The 16,569-nt window shown below is 67.7% G+C and carries 10 protein-coding genes and 1 tRNA gene; 6 read left to right on the forward strand and 5 right to left on the reverse strand.

Features of this window, described 5'->3' with window-relative positions; genetic code table 11:
* Nucleotides 1-41: 41 nt before the first annotated feature.
* The gene (locus RCH21_RS00930) at nucleotides 42-1,502 is read right to left on the reverse strand and encodes a phosphotransferase (RefSeq protein WP_326962829.1); all 1,461 of its coding nucleotides are present in this window, start codon (nucleotides 1,500-1,502) and stop codon (nucleotides 42-44) included.
* A gap of 163 nt (nucleotides 1,503-1,665) precedes the next feature.
* On the opposite strand from RCH21_RS00930, the gene nudC reads away from it, so the two are divergent.
* From nudC to RCH21_RS00945, 3 genes are read left to right on the forward strand one after another with little or no spacing between them, the layout of a single operon-like run.
* Complete coding sequence (nudC, locus tag RCH21_RS00935) at nucleotides 1,666-2,622, forward strand: NAD(+) diphosphatase (protein WP_326962830.1); 957 nt, start codon at nucleotides 1,666-1,668, stop codon at nucleotides 2,620-2,622.
* On the forward strand, nucleotides 2,622-4,730 hold the full coding sequence (locus RCH21_RS00940; RefSeq protein ID WP_326962831.1) for an ATP-dependent DNA helicase UvrD2: 2,109 nt from the start codon (nucleotides 2,622-2,624) through the stop codon (nucleotides 4,728-4,730). The genes nudC and RCH21_RS00940 overlap by 1 nt, the downstream gene beginning before the upstream one ends.
* Nucleotides 4,717-5,292 carry a M48 family metallopeptidase gene (locus RCH21_RS00945; protein ID WP_326962832.1) on the forward strand — a complete coding sequence of 192 codons (576 nt, stop codon included), beginning with the start codon at nucleotides 4,717-4,719 and terminating at the stop codon, nucleotides 5,290-5,292. The genes RCH21_RS00940 and RCH21_RS00945 overlap by 14 nt, the downstream gene beginning before the upstream one ends.
* Nucleotides 5,293-5,399: 107 nt before the next feature.
* Here RCH21_RS00945 and RCH21_RS00950 read toward each other — a convergent pair whose 3' ends face one another.
* Nucleotides 5,400-6,857 (reverse strand): zinc-dependent metalloprotease, encoded by a 1,458-nt coding sequence (locus tag RCH21_RS00950; RefSeq protein ID WP_326962833.1) that lies wholly within the window; start codon nucleotides 6,855-6,857, stop codon nucleotides 5,400-5,402.
* A gap of 402 nt (nucleotides 6,858-7,259) precedes the next feature.
* Here RCH21_RS00950 and RCH21_RS00955 point away from each other — a divergent pair, with 402 nt between their 5' ends.
* From RCH21_RS00955 to RCH21_RS00965, 3 genes are all read left to right on the forward strand, one after another.
* Nucleotides 7,260-8,279: a YlbL family protein gene (locus RCH21_RS00955; RefSeq protein WP_326962835.1), complete on the forward strand. Its 1,020-nt coding sequence runs from the start codon at nucleotides 7,260-7,262 to the stop codon at nucleotides 8,277-8,279.
* 230 nt (nucleotides 8,280-8,509) lie between these two features.
* Nucleotides 8,510-11,554, forward strand: a complete 3,045-nt coding sequence (locus RCH21_RS00960; RefSeq protein ID WP_120149361.1) for a UPF0182 family membrane protein — start codon at nucleotides 8,510-8,512, stop codon at nucleotides 11,552-11,554.
* Between the two features lie 66 nt (nucleotides 11,555-11,620).
* A tRNA-Met gene (locus tag RCH21_RS00965) sits at nucleotides 11,621-11,694 on the forward strand.
* Nucleotides 11,695-11,818: 124 nt separating this feature from the next.
* Here RCH21_RS00965 and RCH21_RS00970 read toward each other — a convergent pair.
* The 3 genes from RCH21_RS00970 to RCH21_RS00980 all read right to left on the reverse strand — a co-directional run bounded on the left by RCH21_RS00970 (nucleotide 11,819) and on the right by RCH21_RS00980 (nucleotide 16,321).
* Nucleotides 11,819-13,210, reverse strand: coding sequence for a cryptochrome/photolyase family protein (locus RCH21_RS00970; protein ID WP_326962836.1), 1,392 nt, complete (start codon nucleotides 13,208-13,210; stop codon nucleotides 11,819-11,821).
* A 114-nt stretch (nucleotides 13,211-13,324) separates the two neighbouring features.
* Entirely contained in the window at nucleotides 13,325-14,119 is a 795-nt protein-coding gene (locus tag RCH21_RS00975) for a PspA/IM30 family protein (RefSeq protein ID WP_120149359.1), read from the reverse strand.
* A gap of 63 nt (nucleotides 14,120-14,182) precedes the next feature.
* Complete coding sequence (locus RCH21_RS00980; RefSeq protein WP_326962837.1) at nucleotides 14,183-16,321, reverse strand: TPM domain-containing protein; 2,139 nt, start codon at nucleotides 16,319-16,321, stop codon at nucleotides 14,183-14,185.
* Nucleotides 16,322-16,569: the final 248 nt, after the last annotated feature.

Below are 16,569 nucleotides of genomic sequence, written 5' to 3' on the forward strand. Positions count from 1 at the left end.
GGCGCGGCGAGGAGACGCTGGGCCCGACCGGGGTCAACCTGTCAGCGGCCGTACGAAATGATCGGCAGCGCCGAGGTCGCCACATCGTCCGGCGACCCCGCATCGGAATCGCTGCTCCTGATCAGCGTCACGTTCGACGACGTCCCTGCGGGCCTCTGGCGGCCCGCGACCAGACGCCCGTGTGCCAGGGACGACCCGGAGGGAGTCTCATGCCCATCATGGTGCCCGCGTGGGTGATCCGTCGGGCGCTCCTCCGGCTTGACCGGCAAGTCCTCCGCCGTACGCAGTCGCCACGGGGCGTCGTCGGCGTCGTACGCATGGCTGCCGGTCCGCTGCGGTGCGACCTCGGGTAGCCCGTAGGAGTGCCGGACGTCGCTGCGCTGCGCAGAGTCCTGCCGGTCGGGTTCATCGGCGGCCGCGTCGTCATCGTGGACCGCTTCCGAATCCTGCGACTCGCCCCGGCCATGGTGACCGGCGTCGCCGTAGACCTCCCCGTCGGCATCCGCGTCATCGTCGAGGACGTCATCGCCGTGCGCGTTACCCCACTCGAGGCGCTCCTCATGAACCTGTCGCGCGCGTTCCGCGGCCTCCCGTTGCTCACGTTCGATGAACTCGACGTCGGCGGCGAGCGTGGCGAGCATGCCCTCGGCCTCGTGGATCATCTCCGCATCTTCGAGGGCGACTCCGCGCACCAGCCACTGCGCCAGCGCGAATTCGGCGGCCAGTGCTGCACGGCGGGAGAGGTGGGGGTCGACGGCGACCGCCCTCGCCTCGGCGTAGGCGGCGTGGACGGCGTCGACGAAGCCCGTGTCCTCAGCAGCAGCCAGCCAGGCGAAGTCCTCTGCGGGATCGCCGATGCACAGGTCCGTCCAGCCCGTCACGGCGGAGACACGACCTGCGGCGATCAACAGGTGGTCCTCGTGGAGGTCGCCGTGCATCACCGTGGGGCTGAAGCGCCAGAGAGCTACGTCCTCGAGCGCGTGCTCCCAGCGGCGCAGCAGGATCGAGGGGATCTTGCCGGTCGTCGCGGCCTGGTCGAGCTCGTTCAGCTTGCGCTGACGGTATTCGTTCGCCTCATACCCGGGCAGGTCGGCGCGCTGCACCATGTCCTTCGGCAGCTCGTGGATCGCAGCCAGGACGCGCCCCAGTTCCTGGGCCATGGCGCGCCCGCCGGCAGTGAGCGCGTCCAGGGGACGTGTGCTGCCGGCCAGATGGGAGTAGACGAACGTGCTGAGGTTGCCCTGTCGCACGCTTCCGGCCATGTGCGGGATGAGGAACGGGAGTTCGGCCTTGACAGCGGGTGTGAAAGCGCGCAATGCCTGCAGTTCGGTCTCGAGGCGCATGCTGGCCTCGGGGTGTTTGGGAGAGCGGACCCTCCACTGTTTACCGGCGTCGTCCACCAGCAGGGCGGAGTCGAAGTCCGCCACGTCGTCCGGAGCGCCTGCTACGCCCGTCGGGGCCAGGCCAGGTACTGCGGCACTGGCGATTGCGGCGAGTTCCATGGGTGTCCGTTTCACAAGCTCCACCGTAGGTCGTTCTCACCCTGCCCGCTCCGTTCCATTGCGGCGAGTCGCCAGATGCACTACTCGTGTTCAGTGCTGTGCTGCTCCTCCACGTGGTCCTTCCGGAATGGGTTTTGGGAGAGCGAGAACGTACCGTAGAACCATGACCGAACCCCTGCGCACCCTGGTGCTGCCTCCCCTCGGATCGTTGCCGCTGGCACGTGCCGACGCCGACCGGGACGGTGAGGCAAGGACCACCGAGGGCCTCCTGGACACACTGTGGAACGCGGCCGGAACCAGGGTGCTGACCCTCGTTGACGGTAAGGCTCCCGTTGCCAGGAGTGCACTCCGACTCGTCGCGCCGACGGCCATTCCGCGGCCGGACCTGATCGTCTACCTCGGTCGGATCAACGAGGGGGCCACCGATGCAGGGCAGCCAGTGGTGCTCGCGGTCCTCGAGGAGCAGGACACCGCCATCGCCCCGCAGGAGGACTGGCTGGGCCTCCGCGACATCGCCGCCTCGCTCGATGCACGCGACACCGGTCTCTTCGTCGAGGCTGCTGCCATCGCCAACTGGCACGCCACGCATACGCACTGTCCCCGATGCGGCGCGATGACGAAGGTGCGTGCCGCCGGGTGGGTCCGCCAGTGCCCGAAGGACGATTCCGAGCACTACCCGCGCACCGACGCGGCGATCATCGTCTCGGTGATCGACGACGACGACCGACTTCTGCTCGGATCGGCCGTCGCCTGGCCGGAGGACCGGTTCTCCACCCTGGCTGGATTCGTCGAGCCGGGTGAATCACTGGAAGCCGCCGTCATCCGGGAGGTGGGGGAGGAGTCCGGCATCGAGATCGAGTCTCCGCAGTATCTCGGCTCGCAACCGTGGCCCTTCCCGGCGTCGCTCATGCTCGGCTTCGTGGCTCGCGCAGTGACCACGGACGCCGTGCCCGACCGTGAGGAGATGAGATCCGTGCGCTGGTTCACGAGGCAACAGCTTTTCACCGAGGTCCGCGACGGGAAGATCGCCGTCGCCGGCGGCGTCTCCATCGCCCGAGCGCTGATCGAGCGCTGGTACGGGGGACCGCTGGACGAGGAGCCGTCGGAGGCGCGCCCCTAGTGTCCGGGACACTGCTCGAAGACAGCATCCTCGAGGGGCTCGACGACGAACAGCGGACGGTGGCCAGCACGCTGTCGGGCCCACTCTGCGTCCTCGCGGGTGCAGGAACAGGCAAGACCCGCGCCATCACCCATCGCATCGCCTATGGCGTGCATACCGGCGTCTACAAGCCGCAGCAGGTACTCGCCGTGACCTTCACCGCCAGGGCTGCCGCGGAGATGCGCACGCGCCTGCGTGACCTCGGGGCCGGTGGGGTGCAGGCCCGCACCTTCCACGCCGCTGCTCTCCGGCAGCTGCAGTACTTCTGGCCGCAGGCCGTCGGAGGGCCCCTGCCCGCGCTGGTGGACCACAAGGCCCAACTCATCGCCGAGTCGGCGCGGCGCCTGCGCCTGTCGACCGATCGGGCCGCTATCCGCGACGTCGCAGCGGAGATCGAATGGGCGAAGGTCTCCATGTTGACGCCTGATGCCTACGCGGCAGCGGCCGCAGGGAGGGCCGAACCGGCAGGCATGGACCTCATCACCGTGTCCCGTATCTTTTCGGCCTACGAGGACCTGAAGATCGACAGGAACCTCATCGACTTCGAGGACGTCCTGCTGACCACGGTCGCCATCCTGGAAGACGACGAGAAGGTGGCGGCGACGGTGCGGTCGCAGTACCGCCACTTCGTGGTCGACGAGTACCAGGACGTCTCCCCGCTGCAACAGCGCCTGCTGGACCTCTGGCTCGGAGAGCGGCGCGAACTGTGCGTCGTCGGAGATGCCAGCCAGACCATCTATTCGTTCACGGGCGCCACGTCCCGGCACCTCCTCGATTTCACCAAGCGCTACGAGGGTGCGCAGGTGGTCAAGCTGGTGCGTGACTACCGGTCCACGCCCCAGGTGGTGCGCGCCGCCAACACGCTCCTGGCGGCGAGGAGCAGTGAAGCGGATCGGCGGGCTACCGGCACCACCTGGTCGGCACCCCTGGAACTGATCGCCCAGCGGCCCGCGGGGCCGGAACCGGTGTTCACCGAGTGCAGCGATGACGAGGCCGAGGCCGCGGAGTGCGCACGACGCATCGGTGTGCTGCTCGATCAGGGTGTCAAGGCGAGCGAGATCGCCATCCTGTACCGCACCAACGGTCAGTCGGAGGCCTACGAGCAGGCATTGGCGAGTGCCGGCATCGGGTACCAGCTGCGCGGCGGCGAGCGTTTCTTCCAGCGGCGTGAGGTCCGGGACGCTCTTCTCCAGCTGAGGGCGGCAGCGCGGACGCAGGGCGACGACGACGTCCCCCAGCAGGTACGCGACGTCCTCGCGTCGCTCGGCTACACGGCGGTCGCCCCGCAGAATTCAGGTGCGGTGCGGGAGAAATGGGAGTCCCTCGCCGCGCTGGTCGGCCTGGCCGACGAACTCAACAGGGTGCGCGGCCCAGAGGCATTCACCCTGCAGTCGTTCGTGGCGGAACTCGAGGAGCGGGCCGCGGCGCAGCACGCGCCGACGGTACAGGGTGTCACCCTTGCGTCGCTCCACTCGGCCAAGGGGCTCGAGTGGGATGCCGTCTTCCTCGTCGGGCTGAGCGAGGGACTCATGCCCATCTCGTTCGCCGACACGCAGGAGGCAGTCGACGAGGAACGCCGGCTGCTCTATGTCGGGATCACCCGGGCCCGCGTCCACCTCGCGATGTCCTGGTCCACGTCCCGTTCACCTGGCGGGCGCGCCTCCAGGAAGCCGTCGCGTTTCCTGGATGCCCTGCGGCCTGCGACGGCCGGGCAGGCAACCTTCCGGCAGCCGCGGGCGAAAGCGAACCGGAAGGCGTCCGCGCCGGCGGTATGCAGGGTCTGCCAGCGGCCGCTGCTCACGGGATCCGAACGGAAGATCGGCCGGTGCGCCGAGTGTCCGGCGAGCTATGAGGAGGAGACGTTCGAGGCGCTGCGTGCCTGGCGGCTCGTCGAGGCACGGGAGAAGGACGTACCGGCGTTCGTCGTGTTCACGGACGCGACGCTCGTGGCGATCGCCGAAGCGCGGCCGCAATCACTCGATGAACTCGGGGAGCTCGCGGGGATCGGTTCGTCCAAACTGGAGCGGTACGGCGAGGCCGTCCTCGAAATCATCAGTGACAACTCCTGACCCAAGCCGGGCGCTCGCTCCGACGCCGTTGCCGGTCGAAGTGAGGCGATCAGCCCGCCGGAAGCGGACCGTCAGCGCGGACATCCGCGATGGAGTCATCCGCATCTCCATCCCCGGCCACTTCTCCGCGAGCCAGGAGCGTCACTGGGTGGAGCGCATGGTGGAGAAGTTGTCCGCCAAATACCTCGATGCGCCTCCCGTCGAGGACGACGCGCCCGTGCAGGCACTTCTACAGAGGGCGGAAGAACTAGCCGGTCGCTATCTCGGCGGTCGAGGCATTCCCGGAAGGATCAGCTGGGTCACCAACCAGAACTCGCGCTGGGCGTCCGCCACCCCGGCCCACCGGTCCATCCGCCTGTCACACAGGCTGCAGGGAATGCCCGAGTGGGTCACCGACTACGTGATCCTGCACGAGATGGCGCATTTGATCGAGCCCTCGCACAATGCCGTCTTCTGGAGTCTGCTGGCGTCCTACCCGCACACCGGGACGGCGAAGGCGTTCCTCGACGGCGCTGCCTTCGCTTCCCAGCGGAACCTTCCCAGCGAGAAGGACGGTCAGTAGCACCACGGCATTCAGCACGCCCGTTCCGAACTGCCTGGAACAAGAGCTGGGCCTCGGTACCTTCTTCAGAGGCGGTACCGAGGTAGCCGTGCCCGATGATGGTGGACTCAGCGGATGGGGCCTCCGCCGTCGCCCGTTCCCGCGTCCGGATCGACATCGGGATCCTCCTGGGACGCGTCGGCGTCATCGGAGGCCGCTTCCTCCTTGGGCTCGAAGTCGCCCGCGAGGAGGCGTTCGAGGGCTGCGTCGACGTCGGCGTCGGACGATTCGAGCAACCTCCGCCGCTCGGAGAAGCCTGCAGGATCGTCGAGGTCCTCAGCGGTGGGCAGTAGGTCCGGGTGCTGCCACAGGGCGTCGCGGCCTTCGATCCCGCGTTCCGCCGTGAGGAGTGACCACAGGGCAGCGGCGTCGCGCAGGCGTCGCGGCCGCAGTTCCAGGCCGACGAGCGAGGCGAAGGCGTGCTCGGCGGGGCCGCCGGTCGCGCGGCGACGCCGAACCATCTCGCGTAGTGCGCCCGCCGATGGCAGGTTCACGGTTGCCGCTGCTGACATCTCGTCGACCCAACCCTCGACGAGGGCCAGCGTCGTTTCGAGCCGCACGAGCGCGGCATCCTGCTCGGGCGTGCGCTCAGGCATGAAGACGCCCTGCGAGAGAGCGCCCTGGAGACTTTCGGGATTGGTGGGATCGATGTCGCGCGCGGCTTCCTCGATCTTGGTCATGTCGATGTGGATCCCCCGGGCGTAACGCTCGATACTGCCGAGCAGGTGCCCGGTGAGCCAGGGGATGTGGGTAAACAGGCGCACGTGCGCCGCCTCCCGTACGGCGAGGAAGAGCTGGACCTCCTGCTCGGGGATGTCGAGTCCCTGGCCGAAGACCGCTACGTTGGCCGGCAGGAGGGCCATCCGGCCGTCCCCCAGGGGTACGCCGATGTCCGTCGAGCCGACGACGTCCTTGGAGAGCGCGCCCACGGCCTGTCCCAACTGCATGCCGAACATCGCACCTCCGACGTTCTGCAGCATCGAGCCCGGTCCACCCATCATGCCCATCATCGACTTCATCTCGTCGGGCAGCTGCTCGGAGATGACGTCGGTCAGGGCCTTGGCGATGCTCGTGGCAACAGGTTCGGTCAGGCGGCGCCAGGTCGTCATGGTCGCCTCCACCCACTCTGCACGCGACCAGGCGCGGCCGAGCTGACCGGTGCTGGGAAAGGTGGTCACCGGATCGAGCCACATCTCGGCGAGCTTCAGGGATTCGTCGACGCTCCTGCGCTGCAGGGAGGTGACCGATGGGTCGTTGTCGGAGGCGGCGACCCGCCTCGCCTGCTCGTGGGCCATCTGCCAGTTCACGGGGCCATCGCTGGGCGTGGAGAACATGGCTTGTACCTGCTGCATCATCATGGCCATGGCTGCGGGGTCCGAGGGCAGGCCCGCTGCTTTTGCGATCTCCTGCGGGTCGAACCCTGCGGCGCCACCGCCGAACATCTTCGCCAGCATCTCGGAGAGCGGGTCCTGGGGCGTGTCGTCGTCGCCGTTCGGGGGGTTGGATGGGTTGGATGGGTTGGTCACTGATACCACCGGTCCTGGTTGTAGCTTGGCGGGTCCGGGCAGGAGTGGTAACGCCATCCGTGCCGGCTGTGGAGATCACGCTACCGGCCCGGGATGGGAGGTGTCCCACCTGCGCTGGATCGTTCGCTCAGGGCAAAGTGCGCCGCTCGTGGGTGCCGAGTGCCTGCAGCGGGTGGGGAAGAAGAGCCTCCACCGGCAGTGGAGGCTCCTTGCGGCGTCTCCTCCGGCGTCCCGTCCGAAGGGGTGTCGGCCGGAGCGTCTATTCTGGGAAGGCCGGAAGGGTGCATCGTGCGCCGTCGCACGGCCCGCCCTATAGAGAGAAGCGCAGTGACGCAGCCTGTTCACTTCGAGACCTACAGCCCCGGGGAACCCGCGCGGCCCAGGGACGTGCGATTCCGAGCGATGGCGGTTTCAGGCGGTCTCGCCGTCGTTCTGAGTGCGGCCGCCGTACTCCTCCCCTCGCCGTACGTCATCGAATCGCCGGGCCCCACCTTCAACACCATCGGAGAGGTGAACGGGCAGCCACTCATCCGGGTTGAGGGCAGGGAGACCTTCCCGCCCGAGGGCGAGCTCGACCTCACCACGGTATTCGTGAGCGGCGGTCCGAATGGCCAGGTCAATGTCCTGGACACCTTCCGCGCCTGGGCGAATCCGAACGAGAACGTCCTGCCCGAGCAACTCGTGTACCCGGAGGGCACGACGTCGTCCCAGGTGGAGGAGCAGAATGCCGTCGCCATGACCTCGTCGCAGGAATCGGCTATCGCAGCCGCACTGTCCCACGAGAACATCGACTTCACCGAGGAACTGTCGGTCGCCGGCCTGGCTGAGGACTCCGCATCCGAGGGTGCACTGCAAAAGGGTGACGTCCTTCGAAGCATCGACGGGAAGCCGATCGAGAACATCCAGACCCTGCGTGCCACGCTGGGCGACGCCGATGGTGCCCCGGCCGATCTCTCGATCGTCCGCGACGGAGCCGAACTCGACGTGTCCGTGCTGCCGAAGGAGTCGGACGAGGGCGACTTCCAGCTCGGGATCCTCCTGGCCTCGACCTTCGACTTCCCGTTCGAGGTGACGATCCAGCTCGACAACGTCGGCGGACCCTCCGCCGGAACCATGTTCGCGCTCGGCATCATCGACAGCCTGACGGAGGGGGACCTCACGGGGGGACGGCACTTCGCGGGCACCGGGACCATCGACTCGGTAGGGGCTATCGGTCCCATCGGCGGTATTGCCCAGAAGCTCGTCGGTGCACGGTCCGGTGGTGCCGAGTTCTTTCTCGCCCCCGCGGAGAACTGCGACGAGGTGGTGGACAACATCCCCGACGGGCTGACCGTCGTGAAGGTGGAGACCATCGATGATGCGGTGGAGGCCGTCGAGACGCTCGGTTCCGGTGCGGATCCTGCCGGGCTCCCGGCCTGCTGATATGGATTCCGGCTGACGTGGCCGGACCACGACGACGTAAGACACGGTTGGATGACGATCGTGCCTCCCCAGCGGCAGGCGGGAACCTAATTGGTCCGGCTGAGCGTGGACAGGGCAGAATGAAAGCACGAAGGGCGGAACTGCACGCTGTCCTCTGTCCGCGTGCGGGCCGGGGGAGCGACGCGGGACACCGGTCGTCGTGACCCGCAGCAGCTAACGATGAGGTAGATGTGACATCCGGACCAGACCGTCCGTTCGGCAGTAGGCCGAGCCCAGCAAGTGCATCAACGAGTCGGCGTCGCAGTCCGCTGATCCCGACCATCATCGTCGTGGCGGTGATCGTGATCGCCTTCGTCTACCTGTCGCAGGTCTACGCCGACGTGCTCTGGTACAACCAGGTCGGGTTCCTCGAGGTGTTCGTGACCGAGAACCTGTCGAGGATCGTCCTTTTCGTCGTCGCGTTCCTCGTCATGGCAGGGGCCGTTTTCCTGAGCCTCCGCATCGCGTTCCGCAGCAGGCCCATCTACGCGCCCGACAGTGCCGTCCAGGACAACCTGAACCGGTACCAGGCGCAGCTGGAGCCCATCCGCCGCCTGCTGATGCTCGGTATCCCCGTGGTCCTCGGAGCCTTCGCAGGCACCGCGGCCTCCTCGCAGTGGCAGGAGGTGCTGCTGTTCCTGAACCAGGTTCCCTTCGGCACCAGGGACCCCGAGTTCAACATGGACTACGGGTTCTACATGTTCACGCTGCCGTTCCTGAAGTTCGTCGTCGGCTTCCTCATCAGCGTCGTCATCATCAGCGCCATCGCGACGATCCTGACGCACTACCTCTATGGCGGCATCCGCCTCGAGGAGAAGGGCCTCTTCACGACGAAGGCCGCCCGCATCCAGATCGCGGTCATCGCAGCCCTCTTCCTCGTCCTGCAGGGCGTCAACTACTGGCTCGACCGCTATGACACCCTCCTGAACCAGGGGACATGGGCCGGAGCGCTCTACACCGACGTCAACGCCGTCATCCCCACCAAGGCCATCCTCGCGGTCGCTGCCATCATCGTCGCGGTCCTGTTCGTGGCGTCGGCCTTCATCGGACGCTGGCGCCTGCCGCTCATCGGCACGGCGATGCTCATCATCACCGCTCTCCTCGCGGGCGGCGTCTACCCGTCCATCGTGCAGCGCTTCCAGGTCCGTCCGTCGGAGCTCAACCTCGAGCGCGAGTACATCGACCGGAACATCAACCTGACCCGTGAGGCCTACGGCCTGGATGAGGTAGAGGTAGAGCCCTACGCGCCGGAGAGCGTTCCGCAGGTAGGAGCCCTCGGCGACGACGGCGAGACGACGGCCAACATCCGCCTGCTCGATCCCAACCTCGTCTCGGACGCCTTCAGCCAGCTCCAGCAGTTCCGGCAGTACTACCAGTTCCCCGAGACCCTCAACGTCGACCGGTACGAGATCGACGGAGAGGTGCAGGACACCGTCATCGCGGTCCGCGAACTCGATACCAACGGCGTCCCGGACGGCTGGGTCAACGAGCACGTCTTCTACACCCACGGCTACGGCGTCGTCGCCGCCGCCGGTTCGACCGTCGAGCCCGACGGACGCCCGTCCTTCCTGCAGTCCGGCATCCCCTCCACGGGCGTGCTCGGCGACGAATCGACCTACGAGCCCCGCATCTACTTCGGAGAGGATTCGCCGGAATACTCGGTGGTCGGGGCTCCCGAGGGCCAGGCGCCCGCGGAAATCGACCGCCCGCAGAACGAGAACTCCGATACAGAGTCACGGACGACATTCAGTGGCGAGGGTGGACCGGACGTGGGCAACGCCTTCAACAGGTTGGTCTACGCGCTGAAGTTCCAGTCCACCGATCTCCTCCTCTCCGATCAGGTCAACAGCGAGTCCCAGATCTTCTACGACCGGGACCCGGTGGACCGCGTCCGCAAGGTCGCCCCGTACCTGACCCTGGATGGCAACAGCTACCCGGCGATCGTCGACGGCCGGGTGAAGTGGATCATCGATGGCTACACCACCAGCGCGAACTTCCCCTACTCGACCGAACAGGAGCTCGAGTCCGCGACGCAGGATTCCCAGACCGCGGAAGGTCTCGCCACGGCACTGCCTGCCGAGCGGGTCAACTACATCCGCAACGCGGTCAAGGCGACGGTCGACGCCTACGACGGATCAGTCAACCTCTACGCCTGGGACGACCAGGATCCTGTCCTGAAGTCCTGGCAGAAGGTGTATCCGTCGTCGTTGAAGCCCTTCAGCGAGATGTCGGCCGACCTCATGGCACACGTCCGCTACCCCGAAGACCTCTTCAAGGTGCAGCGTGAACTCCTCGCGAAGTACCACGTCACGGAGACGGACGAGTTCTACAACAACAGCGAGGCCTGGAACGTGCCTGCTGATCCGGGTGGGAGTGCCGACGGCGCGGCGGCTGCGGCGACGACGGACCGCCAGCCACCGTTCTATCTCACCCTGCAGATGCCCAACCAGGACAAGGCTGCCTTCTCCCTGACGACGCCGTACATCCCCTTCGTACCGCAGGGCCAGACCCCGAGGAACGTGCTGTACGGGTTCCTCGCGGCGAACGGCGATGCGGGCACGGGTGAGGACGGCGTCAAGAGCGAGGACTACGGGCGGCTGACGCTGCTGGACAGCTCGGGGCAGGACTCCGTCGTCGGTCCGGGTCAGGCGCAGAACCTGTTCAACTCGGACACCACTGTCTCGCAGGAACTCAACCTGCTGCGGCAGGGTGCCTCCGAGGTCATCAACGGCAACCTGCTGACCCTGCCGATCGGCGGGGGTATCGCCTACGTGCAGCCCGTGTACGTGCAGTCCTCGGGCAGCAGTTCGTTCCCGGTCCTGCGGCGCGTACTCGTGAGCTTCGGCGACGACGTCGGCTTCGCGCCGACACTCGCAGAGGCCCTCGACCAGGTGTTCGGCGGTGACTCGGGTGCCACGACCGGCGACAGCGAGAATGTCGGCGAGACCCCCGAGGATCCGGCGGCACCGGCAGAAGGGGACGGCGAGGGAGCTACTCCGACGCCGACTCCTACTCCGAGCCCCTCGGAGGGAGGCACGCCCGGCACCACGACGGGCGATCCCGCAGCGGACCTGCGGACGGCCCTGGATGACGCCAACACCGCCATCCAGGACGGCAACGCTGCCCTCGCAGCCGGCGACTTCGCTGCTTATGGGGAGGCGCAGGACCGCCTGCAGGACGCCCTGCAGCGGGCGCTCGACGCCGAGGAAAGGGTTTCGGGAGGCGCCGGGCAGTAGCCGGGGGAGTCGGGCAGCCGCTCGATTTGCCTCGGGGCCCCGCGGCCGGTAACGTTAGTTACACGCCGCGGGGTGGAGCAGTTCGGTAGCTCGCTGGGCTCATAACCCAGAGGTCACAGGTTCAAATCCTGTCCCCGCAACGAATAAGAAGTCCGGTCCTCCTTCGGGAGGGCCGGACTTCTTGTTGTGTCCGAGAGAATCGGGGTGATGCAGGGCCTCCCGCGGAGGTGTGACGCCCGTCGGCCCCCCCACCGGGCTGGGAAGTTAGGACTCGGACAGGGCCTTGTACGCGCTCAGGGCACGCTCGCGGCTCTCCTTGAGGTCGACGACGGGAGCCGGGTAGCCCGGTGCCGAGCCCTTCCACGGTTCGTGCACGTTGTCGGCGTCCGCCAGTTCCGGAACGAAGCGGACGAGATAGGCGCCCTTCGGATCGAACTTCTTGCTCTGCAGCACCGGGTTGAAGATGCGGAAGTAGGGGCTGGCGTCCACACCTGAGCCGGCGACCCACTGCCAGCTGGCAGCGTTGCTCGCGGCATCGGCGTCGACCAGGCAGTCCCAGAACCATTTCTCGCCCACGCGCCAGTCGATCATCAGGTTCTTGATGAGGAAGGATGCCGTGGCCATGCGGACACGGTTGTGCATCCAGCCGATCTGCCACATCTGGCGCATGCCGGCGTCGATCAGGGGGTAACCCGTGTGGCCGCGCTGCCAGGCCTTCAGCTCCGCCTCGGTGGAGCTCTCCCAAGTGAACGCATTGAACTCCGGGCGGTAGTTGACGGTGGCGAGCTCCGGGTTGAAGTACAGCAGCTGCCAGCTGAACTCGCGCCAGCCGAGCTCGGAGCCGAACACCCGGATGTCCTCGGCCGTGGAGCTGTCCTTGTGGTCCTGCGCAGCGTGCCAGACCTCGAACGGGCTGATCTCGCCGAAACGAAGGTGGGGAGAGAGCATGCTGGTGCCACGGAGGGCTGGGAGGTTGCGGTTGTCCTTGTATCCCCCCACCGCCCCATCGAGGAAATCGTCGAGCCGCTGGTGGGCGCCCGCTTCGCCGGGCGTCCAGGTGTCACGGAGGCCCTCCGCCCAGTCGGGAGTCGTGGGAAGGAGTCCCCACGTGGGCAGGTCGTCGGAGTCGAGGTGGGGGCCGTGCAGTGCGTCCGGCGCAGGCAGGGGCTTGCGGGGGGTGCGGGAGGCGAGGCAGGCCCGCCAGAAGGGCGTGAAGACCCTGTAGGCCTTACCGGACCCGGCGGTGACCTCCCACGGCTCGTACATCAGGTTCGCCTGATAGCTGGTGGCATCGACGCCCTGGTCGGAGAGCGACGATTTGAGGGCGGAATCGGTGGTCCGCTCGGTCAGGCCGTACCGGCGGTTCCAGACGACGGCGTGAGCGGAGCTCTCGTGCACGAGCTGAGGGATCACGTCTCCGGCGGCACCGCGGCGGAGGAGCAGGGGTATGCCGAGTTCCGTCAGGGACGCATCCAGTGCCACGAGTGAGTGGTGCAGCCACCACTTGGAGGCACTGCCCAGCGGCCGGATCCCGTCCGTCTCCTCGTCGAGGACATAGCAGGCGACGACGTCGTCCCCGCTGTCCGCGGCTGCGGCGAGCGCGGGGTTGTCGGAGATTCGGAGATCGTCGCGGAACCACACCAGTGTCACAGCCATGGAGCCAATCTAACCTGCCTGCAGGCGGGTGGAACCGGCCGGACAGCAGGGGAACCGCGGCCGGGCGGCAGCGGTTCCCCTGTGCTATGCGGGCGCTCTGTCAGGCGCGATCCGTCAGTAGGTGGTCTCACCCGCGGTCGACGGCGTACCGGCGTCCGCGCCGCTTCCTGCGCCCTGGCCGATCGCAGACTGCGAGCCCGCCCCCGACTTCAGGGCGGCCAGGCGAGCCTCGATCTCGGTCTGCTCACCGAGGTCCTCGAGGCTCTCGAACTGTGCGTCGAGGCTCGACGACGCCAACTCCTGCTGTCCGCGGACCCGGGCCTCCTCGCGTCGGATCTTCTCCTCGAAGCGGCCCACCTCGCTGGTCGGATCCATGAAGTCGATGCTCTTGACGGCGTCGTGCACCTGGGACTGCGCCTGTGCGGTGCGGGCCCGGGCGATGAGCTGGTCGCGCTTGGTCGTGAGCTCGCCCAGCTTGCCCTTCATCTGGTTGAGGCCGTCCTTGAGCTTGTCGACGATCTCCGTCTGCGAAGCGATGGTCGGCTCGGCGCCCTTCGCCTCGTTCTCCGCCGCCATCTGGCGCTGGATGGCTACCTTCGCCAGGCTGTCGAACTTCTGGGCGTCGGCGGCATCGCCGGACGAGCGGTACTCGTCGGCCTTGCGGGACGCGGCGAGGGCCTTGTTGCCCCAGCTGCGCGCGTTCTCGACATCCTCGTTGTAGTCGTCCTGCATCATCCGGAGATTGCCGATGGTCTGGGCGACGGCGCTCTCGGCCTCGGCGATGCTGTTCGTGAAGTCGCGGACCATCTGGTCGAGCATCTTCTGCGGATCCTCGGCCTGGTCGATCAGTGAGTTGACATTGGCTCGGGTGAGTTGGGCGATCCTGCCGAAAATTGACTGCTTTACCATTGATTTCCCTTTCGATTCTTCGTGATAGTCCTTGCGTCCTGCTGCTGGAGGAGGCTGAGCGTCCTAGAAGTCGCCGCCGCCCCCTCCGAAGTCCCCGAAGCCGCCGCCCCCGCCGTCGAACCCGCCGAAGCCACCACCGCCGAAGCTGCCGCCGTCGCCGCCGCCGAAGCCACCACCGCCGTCGCCTCCGCCGTACCCACCCCCGAAGCCGCCGCCGAAGCCGCCACCGTTGAGGATGGATCCGAGGAGGATGCCGCCGAGGAGTGCGCCGCCCATGCCATCGCCACCGCGTCCGCCGTACATGCCGCCCATGCCCATGCCGCCGCGGCCGAAGCCGTCCACATCCTGCTCGGCGAGCTGCGCGGCCTGATCCGCGAGCGTCGTGGCCTGCTGTGCGTGGGACAGGGCCGTGACGGGATCGGAGCGCTGGAGGTCGACGGCATAGTCGAGGTTGCGCTCTGCTTCGGCGAGGCGGGTGCGGGCCTCGCTGCCCACACCACCACGGCGTGCGCGGATGTAGTCCGCGGTGCCGGAGATGCTGGACTGCGCGGCGATGATCGCGTGCTGCAGGGAATCCTGGGCACGGCGGGTGTTCTCCGCCTGGTCGCGCACACCGCCGAGGGCGGCGTCGAGCTGTGCATGCGCGGACTCGAGGCGCTGCAGCAGGGCGAGGGGATTGCTGCGGGGATTCTGCCGTTCCTGACGCACCGTCGTGACAGCCGACTGCACGGCCGCGATGGGCCCCGCGAGGTCCCGGTACTGTCCTGTCCGGTCCATGGCCTGCGCCTGAGCGAGGTCCTGTTCTGTCTCCGGCAGCGCGTGTTCGAGTTCGCGTTCGGCTGCGCCCAGCTCCTCGGAGCGCTTGTCGATGGCATCCAGGAGGACGGCGCTCTGGTGCACCGCCTCCTCCGCGGCCCGGACCGCGACGACGGCGCGTCCCGTATCCCCGGCCGACATCCGGGACTGCGCTTCGGTAGCGGCGCTCTCGACGAAGCTCAGCCGTTCCCGGGCCTGCTCGATGTTGTCCGAAACCTGCGACGTCGCGGTCTCGAGGTACCGGCCCTGCAGGTTCCGCAGGGCCTGTTCGGCCGCACTGAACCGCCGGCGTGCCTGCTCGGCAGCCGACTGCGCACGGGCGAGGGCCTCCGGGGCATTGCGCTCCAGTTCGCGCAGGGCATCGAAATCCGCCTTGTGGGCCTGCAGGGAGGAGTTGACCTCCTCGCACCGGCGGATGATCTCGCCGAGCCACTGGCGCTGCTGCTGCTCGGTGTCGGGGATGTGGTCGTCCAGCTGCTGCTGCAGTTTGAAGGACTCGCTCATGTGCTGCTTCGCGCCGGCGATGTCCTGGGAGAACGTGGTGATGGCGTCCGCGCCGTACTGCGCCTCTGCGAAGCCGAGCTCCTGCTCGCTGGACTTGATGGCGTCGTCGGACGCCACCAGGAGACTGCCCGCCCGCTTGCGCAGGTCCTCCACGCTGACGGAGGCCAGCGGATCGACCACTTCGCCGGTCGCGGACGGTACGGGCCCGTAGCCGTACTCCTCGCGCTTGCGCTGTGCGCTGTTGCCACCACGGTTCTTGAGCAGCAGGTAGCCGCCGGCACCCGCCACGGCCACCAGCCCGCCTACCAGGACGAGGCCGCCGAGCCCGCTGCCTCCCGAGGAACCGCTGGTGCCCGTCGTGGTACCGCCGTTCGCGCCCCCTCCGCCGCTGGAGCCCGAGAGCGCCTCTTCCGTCCCCTGCACGGCCGCCAGCCCGGCGTCTGCGAAGTTCCCTCCCTGCAGCTCAGGGCTGATGTACTGGTCGTACAGCGACTGGCCCTGTCCGCCGATCGCCGATCCACTGCCGACGACGTAGGTCGCTTGACCCTGATCGATGGCGATGCCCAGGAGCGCTTCGTTCGATGTCTCATCGTTGAGCTGCGCGGTGGCCGTGGCCCAGTCGCTGGAGGTCGTCGGACTCTCGAACGTGTCGACGTAGGCGACCCGCACGGTGAAGCCCTCCTGCGACCGCAGGTCCTCGATGGCGGCTTCGAGTTCGGTCTCCTCACCCGCGGTGAGGGCGTCGGCGTTGTCGATCACGTAGTCGCCGGACGGGAAAGTGATCGGCTGGTCCGCGAATGCCGCGGCACTCGAGACCAGGGGGAGCGCCACGACGGCGCCCAGGACAGCAGTGACGCAGGCGCGCCCGCTCAACATTCGCATTTTCGACCCTTCAGCACGTCCTCCGGACCTCACCGATCCCAGGACCGGGGTCGGTGGACGCCGGAGGCTCCCTGTCCTTCCGATTCTATGGTTGGGGTGGGAGGGCGTCCACCACCGCGCCTTGTGCCCCTAGCGAAAGCCACGGGGTCGCCATCCGAGCCGGTATCGGTGGCCGTCCCCTTAGCACGGCGACGGCGATAGGTGATCCCTGCCGGGCCGACTCGTATCCCTCGACCTCGAGGAACGGC

The sequence above is a fragment of the Arthrobacter sp. PL16 genome, assembly GCF_035985055.1.
Classification (GTDB): Bacteria; Actinomycetota; Actinomycetes; order Actinomycetales; family Micrococcaceae; genus Arthrobacter_D; species Arthrobacter_D cheniae.